The organism is Streptomyces sp. HUAS 15-9 (assembly GCF_025642155.1).
Taxonomy (GTDB): Bacteria; Actinomycetota; Actinomycetes; order Streptomycetales; family Streptomycetaceae; genus Streptomyces.
Window position 1 is genome coordinate 8,543,958 of record NZ_CP106798.1, and the last position, 21,970, is coordinate 8,565,927.

Below are 21,970 nucleotides of genomic sequence, written 5' to 3' on the forward strand. Positions count from 1 at the left end.
TGGCGCCCGAGAGCGGGGGTGGCTCCGGGTTCAGCGCCGGAGCCACCGAGGGGGGTGGGTCGGTGGGATCAGTCCTCGTCAGGGTCGAGGACGCGGCCCTTGAGCTTGACGGGGGTGGCCATGCCCACGCGCAGCTCTCCGTCGGTGTAGCGGCCCGGCGTCGCGCCGTCGACGGCGGTGACCTGGGCCGCGTAGCCGAGGCACTCCTGGTTGGAGGCCAGGTACGGGTTGTGGGTGAAGGTCAGCGTGCGGCCTCCGTCGCCCAGGTTGCCCTGGGTGGTCTGGAGGTTGCCCTTCGCCTGCAGGGTGTTGACATCGTGGTAGGCCCAGGAGAGCCAGCCCGTGAAGGCGAAGCCGGTGGGCGCCTTGAGGGCGAAGGTGATGTCGCCGGGGTTCACCGGGTCGGGCACGGTGCTGAGCGCGCCGAAGCTGAGGTGGGCCGGTACGCCGCCCGGTGCGTCTTCGACGATGCCTTGCTGGAGGATGTACAGCTGATTCTCGGAGCCCGGCTTGACGGGCGCCTGAGTCTGCGTGGCCATGGTTTCCCTTCTGTGGGTGGGTGCTGTCCGCGTGAGCGGATCCGCCGGTGGCGGGCTTGTGGCGGGCTCGGCTGCCCGTCGGGGCGATGACGGGCGGCTTGAGCTTTGCTGGGGTGACGACGGGCGGTGTGAGCTCGGCCGGCGTGCCGGGAGCAGGCGTGCGTTCAGTGGCCGCCGGGGGGTGCGTGTTCGGCCAGCAGCGGGCCGAGGACGACAAGGGCGCCGAGGATGATGTCCTCGTAGAGGTAGAACCCCGCTTCCAAGGGCGGCGGTTCGGCTTCCGTGCCCTCGGCGTCGGCGTCGGCGTCGGCTTCCGCGGCGGTGTCGTATTGCGTGTCGTCGTCGGCCTCGCCCTGCGCCGCGGGTGTGCCGAGGAGGTCGGTGAGGTCGTTCGCGGCGCCCTGGAGGGCCGCGCGGGCGGTGGTGGCCAGCAGGCGAAGGGGAAGATCCAGGGCGGCCGCGGTGCGCTGACCGGGGATCATCTTCGCCGCGGTGGGCGCCTCCGCGGTGGCGGCGGCGAGCCACTGCACGGGCAGCGTGCAGGCGGAGACGATCCGTTCGGCGGACATCAGGGGCGGGGGCTCGCCGTCGACCATGAGGTCCTCCCACTCCATGAGGTCGAACAGGAACTGGCCGCCCTTGTAGAGGGGCCAGGGCCGGACCGTGTCGAGCAGGACGCGGGACCGTTCGGGCTCGCGTCGGCGCAGGGCCACGCCGTGCCGGGCCAGAGTGCACAGGCACTGGCGCAGACAGCTGTTGACCTGGCCCAGGAAGGCGAACGCCCGGTAGTCGGTCGGGGCCGGCGGGCCGGTGGTGTCGTCGGCCGGCGGGGGTGCGGTCGTGGTGGTCACAGTGGCCTTGAGGTGACGTAGTGGGCGATCTGCCGCAGGACGGCTTTGCCTTCGTTCTCGGGGATGATCCGCAGGTCTTCCTCGAAGCGGGCGATGCCTTCGGCGGCGAGCCGGTCGGCGAGGTCGGTGGCGTATTCGATGGAGCCGTGACGCCGCATGGCGGCGAGGAGTTCCTCGGCGTGCTGCTGGGTCTTGTCGGCGCGGCGTTGCCGCAGGACGTCGAAGAGGCGGGGCCGCTCGTATGCGTGGGCGGTGCGGAAGAGGTGGATCAGCATCACGGTGCGCTTGCCTTCGAGCAGGTCGCCCAGGGGCTCCTTGCCGTAGAGGGCTTCCTCGCCGACCAGGTTCAGAATGTCGTCCTGGATCTGGAAGGCGATGCCGATGAGACGGAACGCCTCGTCGAACCGGCCGAGCACGGCGGGGTCGGTGACGCCGGCGCAGACGGCGCCGATGCGGCACGGGCTGATGCAGGTGTACCAGCCGGTCTTCTTGGTGCTCATCGTGAAGTAGGCGTCGTCGGCCTCGGGGACGACGTCGTGGCGGATCCAGCCCAGCTCCATGGCCTGGCCCTCGATGGACTCCCGGCACATGTGCAGCGCCTCGTGGATGAGGCCGAGCGTGCGCACCAGGCCCAGTGTCTCGAGGTTGGACAGGACGGCGTCGACGGCGAGGAGGTTCAGCCCGTCGCCGACGTTGACGGCCAGGCCCAGGCCGTGTTCCTCGTGCATGGTGGGCAGGCCGCGCCGATGGGTGGACTCGTCGGCGATGTCGTCGTGGACCAGGAAGCCGTTGTGGAACAGCTCCAGCGCGGCGGCCGCGCGTACGGCGTCGTCGGGCCGTCCGCCGAAGGCGGCGCAGGCCGCGATGGTCAGGGTGGGCCGCAGACCCTTGCCCTGCCGGGCGGGGTAGGAGCGCATCAGGTCGTACAGCTCGGCGCGCGGTTCCCGGTCCGGCAGCAGCCGTTCGATCTCCTCGTTGGTGCGGGCCCGGCACCGTCGCATGGTCTCCATGAGGTCCGCGTCGCGGACGGCCTCCTCCAGCGACCAGCTCGTACTGGTACGGCCGTCCCACAGCAGGCGCGGGGGCCTGACGGTGGTGTCGCCGATCAGCGCGAGTGGCGCGGGCGCGTCCTCGGGCGAGCGCCGGGCGAGGAAGTCCAGCGCCGTCCAGTCGACCGGCGCGGCATCCGGCTCCACGGCGGCAGGTGCCGCACTGCCCCACAGTCGGGGGGCCTGTTCGCGGTAGGCGCCCCAGAGTTCCTGCATGCTGCGCAGCCCCGCCGCACGCTGGGACAGCAGCGTGAAGGCGCGCCACACCGCGAGGGTGTCCTCCCGGGAACCGCGCACGTCGAGGCTGTCGGGCAGGACCTGGTCGACAGGCGGGCGCTGGAGGTCGAACAGCAGGTTCATGGCCCGGTTGTCGAAGACGACCTCGACGTCCGGATCCGGGCAGCGGTCCTGACGTACGACGATACGGCTGTGCCGTGCCGTGAGCGTGGCGTGGCTGTCGTCGTTGAACCGCAGGCCGAGCCGGATGCCGCGCAGTTGGTCGGCCGCGGCGGCGAGGATGGCCGGCGCCCGGTCGGACAGGGCGGCGACGGTCTCGTCCAGCAGCCGGGCACCCGTGAATGCCGGCACGGTCTCAGTCATGGGCACCACCGGCGAACTCCACGATGCCCTCGGTGTGAAAACCGATGGTGTGTCCGCCGACCCGGCCCTCCACCGTGCACGGGCCGAGCGTCTCGTGCACGCTGAACGGGTGCAGGCTCGTCTCGGACGGGTTGGCGATCCGGCCCGCCGTGTGGGAGCGGAAGTCCAGGACCAGCCGGTCCTCGCCCAGTCGGGCGGTGATCAGCAGCCGGCCGGGGACCGCCGCCATCGGCGGGGTGCCCAGCGTGCCCGCGAGCGGTGGCACCATCACCACCCGGTCGCGGTCCAGGACGCCGCTGACCGCGACACGCAGGTTACGGCCAGATCGTCCGGCAGTTCCGCAGCCCCGAGGGCGGAGTCAACTTCGCCGAGGTCGTCTGCATGTTCACCTTCGACGAGCCGGACGTGATCATCTCCGACCTGCGCTACCTGGGCAACGGCACGGGCCAGCCCGACGAGTACATCGAGATCCTCAACAAGGGCGGCGCGCCCCAGGACCTGACCGGCTGGGTCGTGGAGTCCAAGCCCACCGGGCATGTCTACGCCTTCCCCCCGGGGACGGTCATCCAGCCCGGCCAGCGCTACAGGGTCTACACCGACGAGGTCCGCCAGGAGTTCGGCGGACTCTCCTTCGGCTCCTCCGAGCAGGTCTGGCGTGACGAGGGCGGCATCGGCCGCCTGGTCCACAACGGCTTCGTCGTGGACCAGTACCCCTACCTCGACAAGGGCTTCAACAAGACGGCCGCGCCGTAGCGTGTCCGCAGCGGCCCCGCCGGGGTTCCTGGATGTGTCCGGAAAGCGGGCACATCCAGGGTGCGGTGCGGTCGTTCGCCGAACAACGGTGATGCTGTGCTGACTTGGTGATTTAAAGTGACTCTCACCTGTTTCCAGTGACCTAGGTACCTGTGAGGGACACGCGAGCATGCCGACCGAAACGTTTGAGTTCCAGGTTGAGGCCCGTCAGCTGCTCCAGCTGATGATCCACTCGGTCTACTCGAACAAGGATGTCTTTCTACGGGAGCTCGTCTCCAACGCCTCCGACGCGCTCGACAAGCTGCGCCTGGCCGCGCTGCGGGACGACACCCTCGACGCCGACACGTCCGACCTGCATGTCGAGATCGAGATCGATCAGGATGCCCGTACGCTCACCGTGCGGGACAACGGCATCGGGATGTCGTACGACGAGGTCGGCCGGCTCATCGGCACCATCGCCAACTCGGGCACGGCCGCCTTCCTGGAGGAGCTGAAGGAGGCCCAGGACGCGGCTGGGGCCGAGAAACTCATCGGGCAGTTCGGCGTCGGCTTCTACTCCGGCTTCATGGTGGCCGACGAGATGACCCTGGTGACCCGGCGGGCCGGGGAGAGCAGCGGCACCCGCTGGACGTCGCGCGGCGAGGGCACCTACACCCTGGAGTCCGCCGACGACGCGCCGCAGGGCACCGCCGTCACACTCCACCTCAAGCCCGCCGACCCCGAGAACCAGCTGCACGACTACACCTCCGTCTGGACGGTCAAGGAGATCGTCAAGCGGTACTCCGACTTCATCACCTGGCCGATCCGGCTCGTCCCGGGGGCCGGCGACGGCGAGGGCACGTCCGACCCCGAGACGCTGAACTCGATGAAGGCGCTGTGGGCACGCGCGCGCGACGAGGTGTCCGACGACGAGTACCACGAGCTGTACAAGCACGTCAGCCACGACTGGCGCGACCCGCTGGAGACGATCCGCCTCCAGGCGGAGGGCACCTTCGAATACCAGGCTCTCCTGTTCCTCCCGGCGCACGCACCGCACGACCTGTTCACCCGGGACTTCCGGCGCGGCCTCCAGCTGTACGTCAAGCGCGTACTGATCATGGACGACTGCGAGGCGCTGCTGCCGCCGTACCTCCGCTTCGTCAAGGGTGTCGTCGACGCGCACGACCTCTCGCTGAACGTCTCCCGAGAGATCCTCCAGCAGGACCGGCACATCCGGTTGATCCAGCGTCGGCTGACCAAGAAGGTGCTGTCCTCCGTCAAGGAGATGAAGGCCAACGACGCCGACAAGTACGGGACATTCTGGCGGGAGTTCGGCCCAGTCCTGAAGGAGGGGCTGCTCGGCGACCCGGACAACCGTGACGCCCTGCTCGCCGTGGCGTCCTTCGCGAGTACGCACGCACCGGACGAGGCGACCACGCTCCAGCAGTACGTGGAGCGGATGAAGGACGGCCAGGACGACATCTACTACATGACCGGCGAGTCCCGGCAGAGCATCGAGAACTCCCCGCACATGGAGGCGTTCCGGGCCCGGGGCGTCGAGGTCCTGCTGCTCACCGACCCCGTCGACGAGGTGTGGGTCGACGCGGTGGGGGAGGTCGAGGGCAAGCGGCTGCGGTCCGTCGCCAAGGGCGAGATCGATCTCGACGTCCGGGACGGCGAAGAGGCCGACGGCGAGCGGGAGAAGCAGGCCGAGGCGTACGCCGGTCTGCTCGGCTGGATGAAGGAGCAACTGGGGGAGGACGTGAAGGACGTACGTCTCTCGACGCGGCTCACCGTCTCCCCGGCCTGTGTCGTCTCCGACTCCCACGACCTCACTCCGGCGCTGGAGAACATGTACCGGGCGATGGGCCAGGACGTGCCGACGGCGAAGCGGATCCTCGAGCTGAACCCCGGACACCTGCTTGTGCAGGGCCTGAACCAGGCGTACAAGGACCGTGAGGATCACGCCGAACTCGTTGAGACCGCCGTGCTGTTGCACGGTCTGGCGCTGCTCGCGGAGGGCGGCCAGCCGACGGAGCCCGCCCGTTTCGTGAAGCTGGTGGCTGAGCGACTGGAACGCACGCTCTAGCGGGGTGGTCCCCGGGCACCTGGAAGAAGGTGCCCGGGGACTCGGTCGTCGTACTGTCCCAGGCGGGGGTGCCGCCCGCGTAGTCGCTGTTGACGATGGTGGTGGCCACGGAGTTGGCGACGCCGGTGCCGGTCAGGATGAGGCCCAGTTCACGGTTGTTGTCCAGCGAGTTGCTGCTGATGTTCATGGAACCGGCCTCCACCTGCTGGCCGGCCCGGCCGTAGTCGGAGACCATCGCCTTGGCGTGGAGGTAGAAGCCGTTGGGGTCGGAGTATCCGACGACATGGCCGCCGGTCGCCTTGATCGCGGACACCTCACTGGTGTAGTCGGCGGGGTTCTCCAGGACGACCCGCACGGCGACGCCCGCCCTCGCCCTCGCCACGATCGCGTTGACCACGGCGCTGTCGCTCAGCTCCAGCTCCTCGACGTCGAGTGAGGCGGTGGCGGCGTTGATGAGGGAGAGCAGCCGGTTGCGGGCGTCCGTGGGGGACCAGAGCAGATGGTCGCCGTCGGTCGGGGTGATCGCGGAGTCGGCATAGTCCGCGTTGAAGACCTTCTCGATCGAGGCGACGTCTCGGGTGTCGTTGTCGAACAGGCCGTAGTCACGGCTGGTCGCGTAATACTGCGAGGTGAGGTTGCCGGTGAGGATCAGCGACTTGACGCCGTCCACGGTGATGGTCTTCTGATGGGTGCAGACGAACCTGGAGGGCGACCACTTCACGCCCACACCCGCGTTCGTCAGGGCCGTGTACGCCGCGCCGTTGGCGGACTGGTGCTGACGGTCCAGGATCACCCGCACGGTGACGCCCTTGTTCTTCAGGGCTATGAGGTCTTTGACGGCCGTGGTGTCCTCCAGCTCGTGCATGGTCATGTCGAGGGAGGTCGTGGCCGAGTTGGCGAAGTCGTAGATGGTGGGCTGCCCGCCGCTCCGTGAAAAGACGAAGGCGGAGCAGACGGCGGCGTCCGCGGGGACGGCGGTGGCGAGTGCGGCCGCACCGGCGGTGAGGGCGACAGCTGCGCGGCCGAGGGCCTTCCACAACATGCGTGACTCCTGGGCGAGTTCGTGCTCACCTCGGGGAATGGCGAGCGCGTGCATGACAGCACGCGCGTAGAACGTCGAGGAAGGGGAGCTCGGTGAACTCGGCGTTACCGGGTGGCCGCGCGAGCGAGCAAAACGGACTTCACACGGGTGGGAGGTGGATGATGCGGGTTCCCGAGGGATCGCAGAAACTTCGTTGCCGGCGGCGGGCCACAGACCCGTGCCCGCACTAGCCTGGCCGTGTCAGGCCGTTTGTCCCGTTCGAGGAGGTTCTCATGACCTCGCGGCTCAACCCCTACCTCAGCTTCGACGGCGATGCCCGGCAGGCGATGGAGTTCTACAAGGAGGTCTTCGGCGGCACCCTGGACCTGAACGTCTTCGGTGACTTCGGCCAGCAGGACGCCCCCTTCGCCGACAAGATCATGCACGGCATGCTGGAGACCCCGAGCGGCTTCACCCTGATGGGTGCCGACACCCCGCCGGGTATGGAGCGCACCATCGGCGACAACTTCGCGGTGAGCCTGAGCGGCGACGACGACGCCGAGCTGCGCGGCTACTGGGAGAAGCTGTCCGCGGGCGGCTCCGTGTCCGTTCCGCTGGAGAAGCAGATGTGGGGCGATGTGTTCGGCATGTGCAAGGACCGCTTCGGGGTCCCCTGGATGGTCGACATCGGCGGGTCCGAGAGCTGACCGAGGGCGCACGCCACCAGGCCGAGCCGTACGTCAGACTCCTCCCGTCGGTGCCTGGACGCCGATGACGAGCTTGCCGCGGGCCTGCCCGTCCAGCAGGTGGCGGACGGCCGCGGCGACCTCGTCGATCGGATAGGTCCGATCGACGGCGGGTGTGACCTTGCCGGACTCGATGAGCTCGCGTATGGCCAGCAGGTCCTGGCCGTTCTCCGACGTGATGAAGGTGCCGAGCGTCTGGCCGACGAACGGGGACAGCAGCTGAGCCCGGAGCTGGCGGTCCGTCCCTCCGAGCCACCGTCCGTCGGTCTCGCCGCCGACGATCACGAGTCGGCCCCTCGGGGTGAGGGCGCGGCGCAGATGTGACAGCCGGCGGTTGCCTGCGATGTCCAGGATCACGTCGTAACGGAGGGTGCCGTCAGCGACGTCCGCTCGGGTGTAGTCGATGACATGGTCTGCGCCGAGAGCGCTGACCAGGGTGGTCTTCGCGGTGCTGCACACGGCCGTCACCTCGGCTCCGTACGCCTTGGCGATGGGCACGGCGAAGCTGCCCACTCCCCCCGACGCTCCCACGGTCAGCACCTTCTGGCCCGGCCCCACCCGTCCCCGGTCGCGAACGGCCTGCAGGGCGGTGAGTCCGGAGACGGGTACCGCGGCCGCCTGGCCGAAGGAGAGGTTTGCCGGCTTGGGGGCGAGCTTGTCGGCGCGGGCGGATGCGTACTCGGCGAACGAGCTGCTGCCGATGCCGAACACCTCGTCTCCCGGCTTGACACCGGTCACGTCGGCGCCGACCGCTTCGACCGTGCCGGCCAGGGCGCGGCCCGGGTTGGCGTACTTCGGCCGGCGCAGACCGAACCCCGCCGCTCGGACGGGGTAGGGCAGGCCGGCCATCACATGCCAGGTGCCCCGGTCCACGCTGGCCGCGTACACCTTCACCAGGACCTCGTCCCGCTGGATCGTGGGCCTGTCGGTCTGTGCGAGCCGGAGAACGTCCTCGGGAGCGGAACCGTACCGGTCCTGGACGATCGACTTCATGGTCTTCCCCTCGGGTGCCATGACGGCAGGCTGTGTCGGCGCGTCGTGCTGGCTGCGGTGCATCGCGATGCTCCAGGTCGGTGCAGATCCCTACGCTGTTCCTTACGGCGTAAGGTGTCCTTACGTCGTAAGGTTCGCCCTTACCCCGTAAGGTTGTCAACACCGTCGCCGAAAGGAGCCCCATGCCCCAGCGGACCGCGCGCGACCGAACGCCCCGTACGCCGCTCAGCCGCCACAAGGTGCTGCACGCAGCCGTCGCCCTGGCCGATGAGAACGGACTCGAGGCGCTCACCATGCGCAAGCTCGGCGAGGCCGTCGGGGTCGAGGCGATGTCGCTCTACACCCACGTGGCCAACAAGGAGGATCTCCTCGACGGCATGATCGACCTGGTGTTCAGCGAGATCGATCTCCCGTCCGACGAGGACGACTGGAAGACGGCGATGCGTCAGCGGGCGATCTCGGTCCGCCAGGTCCTGTCCCGCCATCGCTGGGCGATCGGTCTGATGGAGTCACGGACCTCACCCGGTCCGGCATCCCTGCGACACCACGACGCCGTCCTCGGATGCCTCCGCAAGGCAGGGTTCTCCGTCGTGCTGACCGCGCACGCCTACTCGGCCCTCGACAGCTACATCTACGGATTCGCCCTTCAGGAACGCGGCCTGCCCTTCGACACCCCCGACGAGACCGCGCAGCTGGCGCAGTCCATCCTGTCGCGGGCGGCGGCCGACCAGTACCCGCACCTGGCCGAGCTGACGGCCGAGCATGTGCTGCGCCCCGGCTACGACTACACCGACGAGTTCGAATTCGGCCTCGACCTGATCCTCGACGGACTCGAGAGGGCCATGTGAAGCGGCTGAGCAGACAGCCCCGCCCACACCTGGGCGAGGCCGTACTGCCGCGCGATGTCGGTCCAGCGCTTGACGCTCATGCCTGAGCACACACAACTAGCCGTCGGAGGGTGACGGATCCTCCTGCGGCGCCAGGCCCATGTGAACCATCAGGGCCGTGGCGAGGGAGGCCACGGTGGGGTGTTGCCAGATGAAGTTGCTTGCCAGGCGGACCGCGAGGTCGGTGTCGAGGCGGATGCGCAGTTCGGTGGCCAGCAGTGAGTCGAAGCCGAGGGATTTGAGCGGGGTGTGCGGGTCCAGGGTGGTGCTGCCGGTGCGCAGGATCGCGCGGATGTGGTCGGCGAGGTAGCTCTCCAGAGCGGTCTGGCGGGCCATGCCCAACGGCAGGGCTTCGAGGCGGGCATGGATGTCCGAGCCGCTGGTCTTGGACTCCTCCGGGACTTCGGCGCCGTCCGGCGCGAGGCGGGCGAACAGGCTGGAAGCCGCGGCCGCGCGGGGGATCCAGGTGTTCGGCGGGCCCGGAATCACACCGGTCTGGACCCGTCGGTGGGTGAGGAGGGAGTGCAGCGCCGCCAGGCCCTTGCGGGTGGGAATGGTCTCGTAACCGCGATCGGCGAAGTCGACGGCCTGCCCCGTCTCACCCCAGGGACCCCAGTCGACGGCCAGCGTGGGCAGGCCCTTGCGGGTGCGCCAGGCGGCGAAGGCGTCGAGCCACGCGTTGGCTGCCGCGTACGTTCCCTGTCCGGCGTTGCCCAGCAACGAACTCATCGAGGAGTACAGAACGAACCAGTCCAGTGATTGATGCGCCGTGGCCCGATGAAGGTTCCAGGCACCGGTGACCTTGGGGGCCCACACACGCTCGAGCTGGTCGTCCCGGGTGGTGGCGAGTGCGGCGTCGTCGAGGACCATGGCGCAGTGCAGGATCCCGCGCAACGGGACACCGCCCGCCGTGGCGGCCTCGACGAGTTGTTCGGCGGTGCCGTCCCGGGAGATGTCACCGAGAACGACCTTGGCGTCGGTGTTCAGGTCGTTGACGGCGCGCGCGGTATCGACGGAGGGGGCTCGGCGGCCGTTGAGCACGATGCGGCCGGCTCCCTGCTGAGCCAGCCAGCGAGCGGTGGCCAGTCCCAGCCCTCCCAGGCCTCCGGTGATGATGTAGGCGCCGTCGGGGCGTACGACGGACGGGCCGTCGGGCAGGACAGCCGTGGTCTCTCCCCGGTCGGGGACGGTCAGCACGATCTTGCCGTTGTGACCGGCACGGGCCATCAGATGAAAGGCGTCGGCCGCGCGCTCCAGCGGATACTCGGTGCACAGAAGCGGTTTGAGCCGCCCGGCGGCAAGGTGGGTCATGACCTCTCGCAGCACCGCGGCGAACAACTCCGGGCGCCGCTGCTGCAGTTCGATGAGGTCGACGGTGCTGAAAGTGATGTTGTGGCGCAGCGGGGCGAGCCTGAGGGCGGCGTCGGCCATGATGTCGCGCACCCCGAGTTCGACGAAGCGGCCGAACGGGCGCAGGCTCTCGAGCCCGGCCCGGACGGCGGGCCCGGACAGGGAGTTGAGGACGATGTCGACTCCCTGACCGTCGGTGGCCTGGCGGGTCTGTTCGGTGAAGTCCAGTGTGCGGGAGTCCATGACGCAGCGGATGCCCATACCACGCAGGTGGCGCCGCTTCTCCCGGGTACCGGCCGTCGCCAGGACGTCCGCGCCCAGGAGGCGGGCGACCGCGATCGCGGCGCGACCGGTGGCGCCGGTGGCGGAGTGGATGAGTACCCGTTCACCGGGAGCGAGCCGTGCGACGCGCCGCAGGGCGTACCACGCGGTGAGATACGCCGTGGGCAGTCCCGCCGCGGTGGCGGGCGCGAAGGCTCGCGGCACGCGGGCGACAGCGGTGGCGGGGACAGTGATGAAGGAGGCGAAGGAGCCGCCCTCGAGCTGAACGGCGAGCACGGTGTCCCCGAGACGGACATGGTCCACGCCGGGTCCCACGTCGCTCACCACGCCCGCGCACTCGAAGCCGATGCGGTAGGGGGTGAGCGGCTCCGAGCCGAGCATGCCGAGCGAGGTCAGGACGTCACGGAAATTGAGGCCCGCGGCCTGGACGCGAACCTGGACCTCGCCCCTGCGGGCCTGGCGACGCTCGGTCGCGGCCAGTTCGAGGCTGTCGAGATCGCCGAGTTTTCCGACGCGCAGCCGGAATCCGTCCTGCCCGAACCGGACTGTTCGGGTGGTGCGGGCGGTGCGTTCGGCGGGCGTGACGGGAGCTCGGTCGACGCGGGCGACGTAGCGAGTGCCACCACGCAGTGCGACCTCGTCCTCGGGCGCGTCGGCGAGGAGTTCCGCGGCCAGGGCGCGCAGCCCCCTTTCGTTGGGGTCGGTGTCGACGAGAGTGGGGCGCATACGAGGCTGCTCGACGGCCATGACGCGTGCTACGCCGCGCACGGTCCCGTGGGCGGGGTGTCCCGGCTCGTCCGTGGTGACGGCGTACGCGCGCCGCGTGACGGCGTACAGACGCCAGGTTCCGCAGTGTTCGTCGGCGGCCTGGGCGAAGGCGAGCAGCCGCCGGGCCCGTTGCTGGGCGCCGTGGGTGGGGTCGGCGTCGTGGGCCGGGGGCGTGCCGCACAGCAGGACCACGCCGCGCCAGGAGTCTGCTCCGGCGGCCAGGTACTGGCGGTAGGTGTCGGCCAGTGAGGCGAGCCCGTCGGCGCTCAGGGGGAGTTCCCGCACCTCGACCCGGGCGCCGGCGGCGCTCAGGAGTGCGGCCAGACGGTCGGCCTCGCCGTCGCCCTCACCCACGACGAGCCAGTTTCCGGGCGGATTGGCCAGGCCGCTGCGGGGACGCGGGACGCGGTGCCAACGGTGTTCCATGAACCACTGATCGACGGGCGTACCTTCGGCAGGCGCGCGGCGGACGAAACGCACACCGTCGAGGGCGATGACCGGCCGCCCGTGCGCGTCCAGGACACGGACGTCTCCGGCGAGCGTCGTGTGGCCGTTCTCGGTGATCCGCGCGTGGGCGTGGGCCGCCTGCGCGGGGTCGCCGAGAATCCGCAGGCCGCGGACCTGGACCGGCAGGATCGGCGTGGGTGGGGTCTCGTGGCCGGCTCCCGCGACCAGCAGTTGCAGACACAGGTCGAGGAGGACGGGATGGATGCTCAGGCCGGGCTCGGGGGTGCGGGCGGTGGGCGGCACCTGGATGCGGGCCCAGAAGCTGTCCTGCCGCTTCGTGGTGTGCAAAGTGGTGATGCCGGTGAAGGCCGGGCCGTGTTCGAGTCCACAGGCGCGCAGCCTGGCGTAGAGCCCGGCGGGGGTGAGGGGGACGGGGTGCTTGCGGTCGAGGTCGGGGACGGATGCGGCGCGGGTGATGCGGGTCGAGAGGTCGTGGCGGGCGACGGCCGAGGCGTGCAACTGCCAGGAGCCGTCCGGGTTGCGGGAGTGGATCTCGCAGGTGGCCTGCTCGCCGGTGGCGAGGGTGACGGTGGTGCTCAGGTCGGTGTCGTCGTTCAGCCGTAGCAGGTCATGGAAGGTGATGCCGCTCAGGTGGGTGTGTGTGGCGGGGCCACCACCGAGAGCGGTGCGGGCTGTGGTGTGGAGCAGGGCGCAGAAGCCGGCGCCGGGCAGGACGCAGGTGTCGTGGACCCGGTGGTCCTTGAGCCAGGGCAGGTGGCGGGCCGGAGCGGTGGCGCGCCAGGTGTGGCGGGTCTGGTCACCGGGAACTTCGGTGTGCAGGCCGGGCAGGGCGCCCGTGCCGGTGGCCGGCGCCGGGCCCGCGGCCCAGTGGCGCGCACGGTCGAAGGTGATGGTGGGAGCGTCGGTCAGGTCCCCGTCGCCGTACAAGGGGCTCCAGTCGACGGTGCCGCCGTTGCAGTGGAGGGTGGCGAGCTGGGTTCGGAAGGTGGTGGCTTCGTCCTGTGCGCGACGCAAGGTGGGCAGGACCACGGCATCGGGGGCCAGTCGGGCCAGGCTTTCGACGAGCGACTGGGTGACCACGGGGTGGGGTGAGACTTCGATGTAGATCTGGTGCCGGTCTTGGGCGGCCGCGGCCACGGTGGGGTGGAAGCGCACCGGGTGGCGCAGGTTGTCGCACCAGTAGGCGGCGTCGAGGAGGGGTGTGTGGCGCGGGTCCTCGGCCACGGTGGAGTAGAAGGGAATCCGCGGCGGCCGCGGGGCCAGACCCGACAGGGCCTGACGCAGATCGTTCAGGAGCGGGTCGACGTGAGAGCTGTGAGAGGCGACGTCGACCGCGATGGGAACGGCGCGGATGCCCTGCCGGTCCCATCTGCTGATCAGCTGGGTGATCTGGTCGGTGTCGCCGGAGACGATGGTGGTGTCGGGTCCGGCCAGGACGGCGACGGACACGGCGTCGGTCCCGGCATCGGTCAGGGCGGCCTCCACCGAGACCCGGTCCAGGCTGACGCTGGCCATCGCACCCGTACCGGCGATCCGCTTGAGCAGTGCCGAGCGACGGCAGATGACGCGGACACCGTCGGCGAGGGTGAGCGCTCCGGCCACGACCGCGGCCGCGGCTTCTCCCATGGAGTGACCGATGACGGCGGCGGGCTGGACGCCGTGGGCCTTCCAGGCCGCGGCCAGGGCGATCTGCAGGGAGAAGATCACCGGCTGGATCCGCTCGCATCCGGAGACGGGTTCGCCGGCCCGGATCAGTTCCAGGACGGAGAAGCCCGCTTCGCCGCGGACGAGGGTGTCGACGGCGGACAGAGCTTTGGCGAAGTCCTCGTTCCGGGCGAGGAGTTCGCGTCCCATGCCGGGCCATTGGGAGCCTTGGCCGGAGAACACGAACACCGGCCTGCGGGGTGCGGTGACATCGGCCGCGCCGGCGATGAGGGCCGGATCCGGTGTTCCGTTCACGAACAGCCGTAGCGCGTCGATGGTCTCGCTGCGGGAAGAGGCGATGACCGCGAGGCGCCCTCGGCCGGGGCTGCGGCGCAGGGCCAGCGTGTGCGCGACGTCCCGCAGCGGGACGTCGCCGCCGTCGGTGGCCAGCCAGTCGGCCAGACGGCCGGCGGCAGTCGGCAGGGCCCGCTGGGATCCCGCCGCCACCAGCACCACCTCGGGTGGAGCCGTCCGGAGCCGGCGGGGGGTCGGCAGGCCGGCGCGGCGGGACTGCGGCGGCTCCTGCAGGATGACGTGGGCGTTGGTGCCGGAGAACCCGAACGAGGAGACGGCGGCCAGCCTGACCGGCTGCTTCTTCGGCCACGGCGTGGATTCCAGGGGGACGAAGAACCGGGTCGAGTCCGCGTGGATGGCCGGGTTCCAGTGGGTGAAGTGGAGGTTGGGCGGGATGATCCCGCGCTGAAGACACATCACGGTCTTGATCAGTCCGGTGATGCCCGCGGCGGGCTCCAGGTGGCCGAGGTTGGTCTTGACCGAGCCCAGAGCGCAGGGAGACAGGCCGTTGCCGTACACGGCCGCAAGACTGGCGAACTCCACCGGGTCACCCACGGGGGTACCGGTGCCGTGGGCCTCGATCAGCGAGAGATGGGCCGGGTCGACCCCGGCCCGGGCGAGTGCCGTGCGGTAGAGAGCCTGCTGGGCGGCGGGGGACGGGGCGGCGAGGCCGTCGGAGCGGCCGTCCTGGTTCACGGCCGACCCACGTACGACGGCGAGGATGCGGTCGCCGTCCCTGCGGGCCTCGGCCAGCCGCTTGAGTACGACGACGCCGCACCCCTCGCCGCGGACGAAACCGTCCGCGGCGGCATCGAAGGTGTGGCAGCGCCCGGTCGGGGACAGCATGCCCATCCTGGCGAAGGACCGGGTGATGCGCGGGGCGAGCATGAGCGTGACGCCGGCGGCCAGCGCGAGGTCGCACTCCTCGCGGCGCAGCGCGGAGCAGGCCAGGTGGAAGGCGACCAGGGAGGACGAGCACGCGGTGTCGAGGGCGATGCTGGGGCCGTGCAGACCGAGGAGATAGGAGACGCGGCCGGCGGCGACACAGTGACCGTTCGTCAGGATGGAACCTTCGAGTTCCTGGGGTCGGCCGGCCAGCTGGTCCATGTAGTCGTTGTAGCTCAGGCCCGTGAAAATGCCCGTCGGGGAACCGGCGAGCCGGTCGGGAGGCAGCCCGGCGTGTTCGAGGGCCTCCCAGACGACCTCCAGCAGGAGCCGGTGCTGGGGGTCGAGGACGTCGGCCTCGCGACCGGCGACTCCGAAGAAGTCGGCGTCGAACCGGGAGACGTCCTTCAGGTACCCGCCTCTGTGGAGGACGGGTGGTGCGTCGGTCGGCGCTCCCTGTGCGGGGTCGGTCATCTCGCGGCCGGGAGGCGGAGCGCCCACCGCTTCCCGGCCCTCGACCAACAGGCGCCATAAGGCGGCAGGGGAGTCGGCGTCTCCGGGGAGTCGGCAGCCCATGCCGATGACGGCGATGGGGGTGTGCGGGAGGCGCGGGCGGTGGTTGTCGTTGGCCACGGGAGTCTCCTTGTCGTCCAGGGGAGAGGTGGGAATGAGTGCTGCTCGGGGAGAAGGAGGTGTGCCGCGTGGCAGGCCGCGCGGTAGGCGGGGCGGGCAGGGGGAGGGAGGCGAGGGGGCGCCCCGGAGCGGGGAGACGGCCGAGCCCCGGAGTCGGCTCAGACGTCGGGGCTTCCCAGCAGGATCGCGCTTTTGACGCCCCCGACCTGGTAGTTGAAGCTGAATGCGTAGTCGAAGTCGAGGGGGCGGGGCGCGGTCCCCGGAACCGGATCGAAGGTCAGACAGTCCGCCGGCTCCTCGCAGTTGGCCGTCGGACAGACCTGGCCGTGGTTCATCATCAGCAGGGTCAGCGCCACCCCGAGACAGCCCGCCGGGGCGCCGTTGTGGCCGAAGCAGCCCTCCTGCGAGGACATGAGCAGGTCGCGGGAGGCAGGGCCGTACAGCTCACGGACCGCGTTCGCCTCGAACGTCGTGACCACCACGTTGCCGTCGCTGCCCCCGTGGACATAGGGCACTTGGGTGATCTCCCAGGTGTCACCGAGGCATCGGCGCACGGCGGACACCAGTGCCTTCCCCGTCTCGTCGCAGGCCAGCGGATTGGCAAGCCCGTCGCGGGTGGTGGCCTGCGACAGGACCTGACCGTAGACGCGCGCATCCCGTCCGAAGGCATGTTCCCGGCTCTCGAGGATGACGGTCGCCGAACCTTCCCCGTGGTTGATGCAGTCGGCCCGCCGGTCGTAGGGACGCATCAGAGCGCCGAACGACGGCAGGAGGCTGGGCATGTCCTGGGATCGCATGGCGTCGTAGGTCTGCTGGGCTCCGCTCAGCAGGCGCTGGATGTTGCGGATGAGGGTGACGCTGAAGACGTCGACGCCGGTCACCACGGCGATGTCGATCTCTCCGGTGGCGATCAGACGCTGGGCGAGGCCGATCTGCAGGGCCGAGGACGCGCAGCCGCACGACACGGTGAAGTTGGCACCCTTCGACCGGGTCAGCGCGCCCTGGACCAGAGCGACGTCCGAGGGGGTGACGGCCTGCTCCGCGGCGACGAACATCTCCAGCGCCTCGGCGACGGGATAGGTCGCGGGATCGGCTCTCAGTACGGCGAGATAGCTGTCGATGTTGGCGTCCACCCCGCCGCGGCCCACCAGGACGGCGGCCTCTTCCAGATCGCGCTGGACATCGAGGCCGGCATCCGCGCACGCCTCGGACAGGGACACCAGTCCGAAACGGTGGGCGTCCGTGTAGTGGCGTGAGAAGAACTCGGGAACGCCGGGTACCCGCTCTTCGAACGTGTCCTTCGGCAGGTCCACGCTGCCGTAGTAGACGCCCTTCTTGACGAGGCAGGACGTTCCGGCAGAGGCGATGTGCCAGAGGTCGTCCGCGGTGAACACCGCCGACTCCGTCCCCGGAAGACACAGCCCGATTCCGGTGACCACGGCGTCCCGGGCGCGTGCCCCGGTCCGCCGGCTCACGAGTGACTCGCAGAGGACAGTGGATTGTTCATGGCGTTTCTCCTTCAGGAACGCGATGGGTTATTCGGCCACATAAGTGCGCTGGCACCAGCGGTAGACGGGCATGTGCTCGTCGTCCCGTGCCGAGTACGAGCCCGAGAACTCGAAGTGTTCATAGGCATTCCCGCACAGGATCTTGACTTTGGGTTCGGCTTCGAGGGATTCGACTTCCCATACGGCGGGAAGGGGAACCCACTCCGGCCCCCCGGAAAGAATGACCCGAATAGAGTTCGGCATGTCCGGCTCCGGTGTCGGTGTGACGCGCAGGGGACGGATGCTCACCTGTCATCCCCTGCGATTCCCTTTTCCTTGCGATTCCCTCTCCCTTGAATGCGCCCTGCGTCACGCGGTGTTGGGTCAACTCCGTCCGCATGCGGCGACTCTGCGCTCTGAACCGTGGGCGGAGAGCAGGCACGCGCGGGAAGCAGCAACCTGGACGCCAGGAGACAGGCTCGGCTCAGCGAATTGAGAAAGGCGACAAGCAGCATGATGACCTCGCCATGTGAAGAATGGAGCCATCGCCTCTCGCGCCGAGCGCAACGACCCCTAGTCACCGGTTGGGCCGGGCATTCACCGTCGCCGCCGCTGCGACCGTGAATGCCCGGCTTTTACGGCCCCCCGGACCAGGGGCGCGTCGGTCCGGGGGGTGTCAGGTCCGGCGTATGCCGGGGCGGGAGGCAAGGGGCTCTATCAGGTACCCGCCCTGTATGTACCGGTCAGCTCGCGTTGGCCAGCGCCTGGTCGATCGCGGAAGCGGCCGCCAGCTCGGAGCTCAGGGCCGCGCTCGAGGCGCCGACCAGGTTGGAGAGGAGGGCGCCCGCGTTGTGCCCGGAAGCCGTGAGGATGTTGGCCCCCACGATCTGCGGCTGGCCGAAGCAGTCGTTCATCGCCGCGCCGAGGGAGGTGGTGGTGGACAGGTTGTGGGTGCGGGCGGTCATGGTGTCGCCGACCTGGTCGGCAGTGATGGCATCGTTGTTGGACGCTTGCGCCGCCAACAGATCGTTGACACACGGTGAGGCAGCCGTGGCCGGGGCCGCCAGGGCCAGCGGGGCAATGCCCACTACGGCGCCCGCCGCCAGGACAGCGCTGACGGTGGCGGCGGCAAGACGAGAACGAAACATGATGGCACTCCCTTGGAAAGATGACATACGCGCTCATTGGCATCGACGCCGTCGGGAGTGGAACCCCATGTGTTTCGGGGGACGTCCTGCATCGGGAACGAGAACTCGACCTGATCGCCGCGCACTTCGCGCGCTGGGAGTGACGACCGGAGCGGGTAGCAGTCACGTCCCCGGAAAGGGATGGGCAACCCGCCGGTTCGTAATCCAGTAATGCAGCACGGGCGAGTGATACCTCAAGAGGGGCGGTCCCGCATCACTCGATCGGAGTACGGCGCGATGTGCGATCCACGTGAAACCACATCCACGGCTCCAACAGGAGTGTGTGCTGAGCCTGGTGGTTGCCCTTGTCCTGGCGTGCAGAGAATGACTGAAGTCGGCTGCTGAACCGCCAGGTTGGAGTCGACCCACCGGAACGCCGGTGTCTTGCGGGAAGGCACGACGGGCCCGCCACCGGCCGAACTTCTGCTTTACTGTGACTTGCTGAAACGTCACGGCTGAGCGAAGATTCACTCACGGCCTCTTGGCGTTTCCGGGGGGCAGCTTCTTGTACGGCCTTGGCGCCCAACTCCCGTAGGATATAAGGCTGTCATCTGTCCAGGGCACATATGAACGAATATTCCATCATACGAAGTACGCCATTCGAGTGTTGGAACACCGTCGCCTGTTGCTGCCATACGCCGCCTGGACGGATAACTGTTACATCCAACGGTGGGCCGCCTGTCCTCTCCGGGGGAGTGGTTGCCCAACCCATGGAACGCGTCGGCCTCGTGTCGGCCGCAGAAGGACGGGTTGCCACGATGGGCACCCCATGAGAGGGGTTGGATCCGTCAGCCGACGCCGGCGCCGGCGTCGGCTGACGCGCTGCACACGAACCCCGGCGTCCGGCGGATAGGAGCAGGTTGCAGAACGAGGAGCTCCGTGAGCGCTCGTACTCACAGCCCACAATCAGTCTGACAAGCCGCCGCTCCACCACGGTGCGGTGGTTTCGCCGTCTCCGGCCCAGGGGAGGGCGAAGCCGACGCGATTCGCCGGCACACCGGAGTGTCCATTGCGCGACTGCGCCCCTTTGCCGTGCGAGCGCCTTCGTGTCACGCCGTAAGCCGAGCCGCGTCATGGAAATCGCCGCATGTCGCCGCGAGCCACCAGCCCCTAACTGCTTTTGTGCACTCGCGAGTTCCAGGAGAGTCATGTTAACGACTGCACGTACGTGCGTGCCCATCACCATTTCCCGCCAAGAAATCGAGCGGTGGCCCGATACGCCTTCGGCTCGCGCATTCACCGACGTCGGGTCCCGATCGCGTACCATCACCTTCCGACTCCCGGCCGTGGACCGCGCCGTCCCGGTCTGCCGTAGCCTGACTCGCTCATGGCTCGACCAGCAACTCTTGACGGACGAGGACATTCGCCATACGGCACTGCTGATCACCACGGAACTCGCCACGAATGCCATCGTGCACACGGGCAGCTCCGTCATCAGCGCCAACCTGCAAAGAAACAAGAATCACCTTCGGATCCAGGTACGCGACCAAGGGACAGCGATGTCCGCCAAGCACTGGCACAACGCCCCCGGCTTCGGCCGCGGCCTCGGCATCGTCGCCAGCTCGGCCCGAGCACTTGGCACTCGCATAGAACGCGACGGCACCCGATCGATCTGGGCCACCGTCCCCCTCACATGAGATCGGCGCGGGCGGCGCGGGTCACAGTGACCTGGTCACCCGGCGAATATCGGGAGGACGTCGAGCGGGTCGGCCGGACACAATGCGGCCGTGGATGATCATGTTCGAAGTGCCGTGCGCCCCGACTTCCTCAACAAGCCGTCGCTACGACACCCGTCAGGAAGAGGACGACCGGCTGGACCTTGCCGTCGTCGACCAGACAACGGGGAACGTCATGTGGGACCCGGTCGATGAGAGTTGCGGCTTCCGTATTTGTCTGGTGCCCGGCACCTACGGCCGCGGACTGGGGACGGAGGCCACCCGTCTGATCGTGGGGGGCTTCGAGAAGCTCGGACTCCATCGCATCTCGCTGGAGGTCTACGTGTTCAATCCGCGAGCCCGCCGCGTGTACGAGAAGGTGGGGTTCGTCGCCGAGGGCGTACTGCGTGACGCTCTGCTCTGGGAGGGCGAGCGGGTGGACGCGACGGTGATGTCGATTCCGGCGCCGGAGTGGTGCCGGCATCGTGGCACCCCGTCGTCGGGGTGAATCGTCACCATCATGACAGGTCAGCGCCCCTTTTCGTAGGAGCAAAGGCACAGCTCGCGCGCATTGCCCGTGCCACTGGGCTCTTTCAGAATCGCCGTCATGAATCTTTCCGAGAACGTCGATGAACGGGACGGGTGGGACGCGTTGTCCGAGGGGGCGCGGCCCTCGGAGTACGTGGCGCAGGAATGGCTGAGCGGTCTCGGGCTGAATCGGGAGGCGCCCGTGGAGGTGCTCGTCCGTCTCCTTGACGCGGGGGAGGTGTGGTTCCTGTACCGCGAGCACCTTCCTCCCGGCGTCCTGGACGCGGCTGTTGAGCACCCTGCCAGGAGGATCCGGTTGGCGGCCGCCGAGTCGGGCCGGCTCTCACCCGCACAGTGGGACCGGCTTCTGGCGGTCACACCCGGCCAGGCACTGCGCGAGGTGCTCGAAGAGATGGCAGCGGAACAGGCCGTACGCCGCCCATGGACGACCGCGGGAAGGGGCATCGAGCGCCCGCCGCATCCCGATGCTCAACCGCCCACGACGCCGACCGAGATCGCCGTCCTGGCCGACGCGGTTCCCCATGTCGATGAGTACCACAGGACCTACGCGCTGTGGTGGGTAGCCGCCCTCTACGAAAACCCGGATGCCATGCGGCAGTTGGCGGCGTCTCCCAAACGATGGATCCGCCGCAGCGTGGCCCGCGCGCCGCGGCTGCCTGAGGACGTGGTGAGCCTCCTCGCTCGCGACGAGGACCGCGTCGTGCACCTCTTTCTCGCCGAGTCCTGCGACGACGCCCCGGCGGAGATGCTCCTCGATGTGTGGACGTGGTGGTCGGGCAGCTTTTCGTTCCCCGGCCGCCCCCGCAACCACCCCAACTTCCCCCGGCACGATCTGCTCCGCTTCGCGGACGACCCGAGCCCGCGCATACGTCTGCTCGCGCTCGACGATCCTGACTCGCCCGACGAACTGGTCGAGTGTTTCAGCCACGACCCCGACCCCGACGTACGCGCCCGCGCTGCCGCTGATCCGCGTCTGTCCACCGCATCCGCCGTCCGGCTGGCCGGAGACGCGGAGTACAGGGTCCACCGGCCGGCCTGGCGAAACGCAGCCCTGCCTCCTTCGGCGCTCGTCCCGCTGCTCCTCGACGAGCGCAGTGCCAAGGACGCGTCCCAGAATCCTGCGATCCCCGTGGCCGGCATGCACCGGATGATCACGCTGGCCGGTCCGCCGAGCTGAGCCGCGCAGCTTGGGGCAGGGTAT

General features: G+C 69.2%; 16 protein-coding genes and 1 pseudogene. 7 read left to right on the plus strand and 10 right to left on the minus strand.

From position 1 onward, the window contains the following. Positions 1–68: 68 nt before the first annotated feature. The 4 genes from N8I87_RS38675 to N8I87_RS38690 all read right to left on the minus strand — a co-directional run bounded on the left by N8I87_RS38675 (position 69) and on the right by N8I87_RS38690 (position 3,307). A complete protein-coding gene (locus tag N8I87_RS38675) occupies positions 69–539 on the minus strand; it encodes a hypothetical protein (RefSeq protein WP_263215554.1) in 471 nt (156 codons plus the stop codon). Positions 540–703: 164 nt separating this feature from the next. After that, complete coding sequence (locus N8I87_RS38680) at positions 704–1,390, minus strand: hypothetical protein (protein WP_263215555.1); 687 nt, start codon at positions 1,388–1,390, stop codon at positions 704–706. Then, complete coding sequence (locus N8I87_RS38685; RefSeq protein WP_263215556.1) at positions 1,387–3,039, minus strand: polyprenyl synthetase family protein; 1,653 nt, start codon at positions 3,037–3,039, stop codon at positions 1,387–1,389. Before N8I87_RS38685 ends, N8I87_RS38680 begins: the two co-directional genes overlap by 4 nt. Continuing rightward, complete coding sequence (locus N8I87_RS38690) at positions 3,032–3,307, minus strand: hypothetical protein (protein ID WP_263215557.1); 276 nt, start codon at positions 3,305–3,307, stop codon at positions 3,032–3,034. The genes N8I87_RS38685 and N8I87_RS38690 overlap by 8 nt, the downstream gene beginning before the upstream one ends. 113 nt (positions 3,308–3,420) lie before the next feature. Between N8I87_RS38690 and N8I87_RS38695 the strand changes: the two genes are divergently transcribed. Both N8I87_RS38695 and htpG read left to right on the plus strand, forming a co-directional pair. Further along, complete coding sequence (locus N8I87_RS38695) at positions 3,421–3,792, plus strand: lamin tail domain-containing protein (RefSeq protein WP_263215558.1); 372 nt, start codon at positions 3,421–3,423, stop codon at positions 3,790–3,792. Between the two features lie 169 nt (positions 3,793–3,961). Further along, on the plus strand, positions 3,962–5,860 hold the full coding sequence (htpG, locus tag N8I87_RS38700) for a molecular chaperone HtpG (protein WP_263215559.1): 1,899 nt from the start codon (positions 3,962–3,964) through the stop codon (positions 5,858–5,860). Between the two features lie 115 nt (positions 5,861–5,975). Here the strand turns inward: htpG and N8I87_RS38705 are convergent. Next, positions 5,976–6,956, minus strand: a pseudogene (locus tag N8I87_RS38705) (phospholipase D-like domain-containing protein); the annotation flags it as partial. A gap of 218 nt (positions 6,957–7,174) precedes the next feature. On the opposite strand from N8I87_RS38705, the gene N8I87_RS38710 reads away from it, so the two are divergent. After that, entirely contained in the window at positions 7,175–7,588 is a 414-nt protein-coding gene (locus N8I87_RS38710) for a VOC family protein (protein WP_263215560.1), read from the plus strand. Between the two features lie 33 nt (positions 7,589–7,621). Here N8I87_RS38710 and N8I87_RS38715 read toward each other — a convergent pair whose 3' ends face one another. Next, on the minus strand, positions 7,622–8,641 hold the full coding sequence (locus N8I87_RS38715) for an NAD(P)-dependent alcohol dehydrogenase (RefSeq protein ID WP_317633531.1): 1,020 nt from the start codon (positions 8,639–8,641) through the stop codon (positions 7,622–7,624). A gap of 161 nt (positions 8,642–8,802) precedes the next feature. On the opposite strand from N8I87_RS38715, the gene N8I87_RS38720 reads away from it, so the two are divergent. Next, complete coding sequence (locus tag N8I87_RS38720) at positions 8,803–9,468, plus strand: TetR/AcrR family transcriptional regulator (protein ID WP_263215561.1); 666 nt, start codon at positions 8,803–8,805, stop codon at positions 9,466–9,468. 96 nt (positions 9,469–9,564) lie between these two features. Here N8I87_RS38720 and N8I87_RS38725 read toward each other — a convergent pair whose 3' ends face one another. The 4 genes from N8I87_RS38725 to N8I87_RS38740 form a co-directional block, all read right to left on the minus strand. Next, positions 9,565–15,891: a type I polyketide synthase gene (locus tag N8I87_RS38725; protein ID WP_263215562.1), complete on the minus strand. Its 6,327-nt coding sequence runs from the start codon at positions 15,889–15,891 to the stop codon at positions 9,565–9,567. A gap of 158 nt (positions 15,892–16,049) precedes the next feature. After that, positions 16,050–17,366, minus strand: coding sequence for a beta-ketoacyl synthase N-terminal-like domain-containing protein (locus N8I87_RS38730; protein WP_263215563.1), 1,317 nt, complete (start codon positions 17,364–17,366; stop codon positions 16,050–16,052). 60 nt (positions 17,367–17,426) lie between these two features. Beyond that, positions 17,427–17,687, minus strand: coding sequence for a DUF5988 family protein (locus N8I87_RS38735; protein ID WP_263215565.1), 261 nt, complete (start codon positions 17,685–17,687; stop codon positions 17,427–17,429). Between the two features lie 434 nt (positions 17,688–18,121). Continuing rightward, complete coding sequence (locus N8I87_RS38740) at positions 18,122–18,526, minus strand: hypothetical protein (RefSeq protein WP_263215566.1); 405 nt, start codon at positions 18,524–18,526, stop codon at positions 18,122–18,124. 1,211 nt (positions 18,527–19,737) lie between these two features. Between N8I87_RS38740 and N8I87_RS38745 the strand changes: the two genes are divergently transcribed. From N8I87_RS38745 to N8I87_RS38755, 3 genes are all read left to right on the plus strand, one after another. Beyond that, positions 19,738–20,202, plus strand: coding sequence for an ATP-binding protein (locus N8I87_RS38745; RefSeq protein ID WP_263215567.1), 465 nt, complete (start codon positions 19,738–19,740; stop codon positions 20,200–20,202). A gap of 94 nt (positions 20,203–20,296) precedes the next feature. Further along, positions 20,297–20,728 (plus strand): GNAT family N-acetyltransferase, encoded by a 432-nt coding sequence (locus tag N8I87_RS38750; RefSeq protein ID WP_263215568.1) that lies wholly within the window; start codon positions 20,297–20,299, stop codon positions 20,726–20,728. A gap of 99 nt (positions 20,729–20,827) precedes the next feature. Next, complete coding sequence (locus N8I87_RS38755; RefSeq protein ID WP_263215569.1) at positions 20,828–21,946, plus strand: hypothetical protein; 1,119 nt, start codon at positions 20,828–20,830, stop codon at positions 21,944–21,946. The last annotated feature ends 24 nt before the right edge of the window (positions 21,947–21,970 follow it).